Genomic DNA, 2399 nt, shown 5'->3' on the forward strand with positions numbered 1-2399 from the left:
GCAGCAGTGACCAGCGCTCATCGCCGTGACGGGCCTTGAGGACGCGCCACATCTGGTGGTCGCGGCCGAGAGGTACGGCGGTCAGCCCGGCCCCCGTGATGTCGGGGACCAGGCCCGGCTGGCTCGCCACCCGCACCTCGTGGCCCGCCGCCGACATCGCCCAGGCGAGCGGCACCATGCTGAAGAAATGCGTTCGCACCGCGTAGGCGGTGAAGAGTACGCGCATCGAAATCTCCTCCGGTTCTCTGCTGTCCGACGTACGCGTGTCCTGGCGTACGCGTGTCTGACGTACGTGGGTCCGGCATATGTGTGTCCGGCATATCTGCGTCCGGCATACGGGGGTCTGGCATACGTGGGTCGCTCTGTGCCGACCGCCGTTTATCGGCGGCGGCCAGGGCGGCGGTTTCGTGGCGGCTATGCCGCACGGGTGCGCACGCCGTGCATTCAAGGGACCGATTGCGTCAGGCGGTAGCGACGACGCACCATGCCGGGGGTTCGGCAACATCCGATCCGTATCATGACCGAACGGGAGAACGAGATGAAGGGGATCATCCTCGCGGGCGGTACGGGAAGCCGTCTGATGCCCATCACCGCGGGTACCACCAAACAACTTCTGCCGATCTACGACAAGCCCATGATCTACTATCCGCTCTCCGTCCTGATGCTGGCAGGAATCAGGGACATCCTGGTCATCGCGGCCCCGGAATCCATGCCCGCGGTCCAGGGTCTGCTGGGGGACGGCTCCCGTATCGGTATCAACCTCAGCTATGCCGAGCAACCCGAACCCCGGGGAATACCGGACGCCTATGTGATCGGTGCCCGCCATGTCGGCGCGGAACGCTCGGCACTGGTACTCGGGGACAATCTCTTCCATGGCGCCGGGTTCCAGGACCTGTTGCGCGAGGCCCGTGAGAAGGACAACGGGTGCACCCTCTTCGGCTATCCCGTGGCCGACCCCGAACGCTATGCGGTGGGGGAGACCGACCGGGAGGGGAATCTGACCGGCATCGAGGAGAAGCCCGCCCGGCCGCGTTCTCACAACGCCATCACCGGGCTGTACTTCTACGACGGCGATGTGGTGGAGATGGCCAGGTCACTGCGCCCCTCGGCGCGCGGCGAGCTGGAGATCACCGATATCAACCGGATGTATCTGGAACAGCGCCGGGTCAGCCTCGTCCAACTGGGCCGTGGCTTCACCTGGCTGGACGCCGGGACCTTCCGTTCCCTGCTCGACGCGAGCCAGTATGTACAGGTGCTGGTGGACCGCCAGGGGGTACGGGTCGCCTGTATCGAGGAGATCGCGCTGCGGATGGGATTCATCTCGGGCGCGGACTGCCATGAACTGGGCCTGGCGATGGGGAATTCCGACTACGGTCGTTATGTGCGCGAGGTGGCGCTGGCGCTCTCCTGATGTCCGGGGACTCCGTCTGCGGTCCGGTCTGCCGTGCACCGGACCGCAGGCGACGGGCTTCGGTCATCGGCGTGATATTCCGGCATGGCGGCACGGGTGGTGGCATCATGCCCGGGCCATTATCTCCGTACGGCACGTCCGGACCTCGCGTGTCCGGTAGCGCGTACCGGAAATCATCCACTGAGTACCACCCACCGGGCATCATGCCTCCGTCCTCGCGCCGCCGCGGTCCGACGGCGGTTGCCGCTTGACCGATCGTGGACTCTCGGGGAAATTCCTGCTGAAGCGCTGACTGCTGGAATGCTGAACGACGCAGCGCTGAATCGTCGAAGATGCCGGACGGGCCGTTGGATGTTGATTCCGTCCAGACATGTGGTGAGAAAGGCTGAGGCCATGGACAGGACTTCCGTCAGAAAAGAGATCCAGGGATTTCTGGACCAGTTCTACGCGGGTGACGGGGTCACCGCGGACCAGGTCGGCATGCACGATCTGGACTCGTTCACCGTCATCCAGCTCGTGCTCCATCTGGAGGACGTGCTGAACGTGGTGATCCTGGAGGAGATGCACGGTTTCGAGGGCGGCGACTTCGACGCCTTCGCCGACTTCGTGGTGGCGACGGCGCGAACCGCCGCCGAACCGACCACCGCCGCCAACTGATCCCCGAGAGCCGTACCCCGGGCGGGGGCGCCGCGACGGTCGTCGTGCGCTGTCCCGCCAGCGGGACGGCACACGACCACGGAGGTGTCCTCGCCCATGCGGGTGCTGTTCGTCCTCTACGCGGAGAGGACCCATCTCTATATCCAGGTACCGCTCGCCCGCGCCCTCGCGGCGGCGGGCCACGAGGTGCGGGTGGCGAGCCAGCCCGAGCTGGCCGACGAGACCACCAGGGCGGGGCTGACCGCCGTACCCGTGGGCCGCGACCACGGGATGGGACGGCTGCTCGCCCTCAGACCGGAGCTCAAGCGCCACTTCGGCGGCTCGGACATCG

At 66.4% G+C, this 2399-nt stretch carries 2 protein-coding genes and 2 pseudogenes; 3 read left to right on the plus strand and 1 reads right to left on the minus strand.

The features are described from left to right. Positions 1-226, minus strand: a pseudogene (locus tag ACFVIM_RS34600) (activator-dependent family glycosyltransferase); the annotation flags it as partial. A 312-nt stretch (positions 227-538) separates the two neighbouring features. On the opposite strand from ACFVIM_RS34600, the gene rfbA reads away from it, so the two are divergent. The 3 genes and pseudogenes from rfbA to ACFVIM_RS34615 all read left to right on the plus strand — a co-directional run. Next, positions 539-1411 (plus strand): glucose-1-phosphate thymidylyltransferase RfbA, encoded by an 873-nt coding sequence (rfbA, locus tag ACFVIM_RS34605; RefSeq protein WP_384310214.1) that lies wholly within the window; start codon positions 539-541, stop codon positions 1409-1411. Between the two features lie 393 nt (positions 1412-1804). Next, entirely contained in the window at positions 1805-2068 is a 264-nt protein-coding gene (locus tag ACFVIM_RS34610) for a hypothetical protein (protein WP_384310212.1), read from the plus strand. A gap of 96 nt (positions 2069-2164) precedes the next feature. Further along, positions 2165-2399, plus strand: a pseudogene (locus tag ACFVIM_RS34615) (hypothetical protein); the annotation flags it as partial.

The organism is Streptomyces sp. NPDC057638 (assembly GCF_042800315.1).
GTDB lineage: Bacteria > Actinomycetota > Actinomycetes > Streptomycetales > Streptomycetaceae > Streptomyces.

What these genes read in the sequence shown, in the direction of transcription:
- ACFVIM_RS34610 (WP_384310212.1), top strand. Translation starts at nt 1,805, where the DNA reads ATGGACAGGACTTCCGTCAGAAAAGAGATCCAGGGATTTCTGGACCAG.
- rfbA (WP_384310214.1), top strand. Translation starts at nt 539, where the DNA reads ATGAAGGGGATCATCCTCGCGGGCGGTACGGGAAGCCGTCTGATGCCC.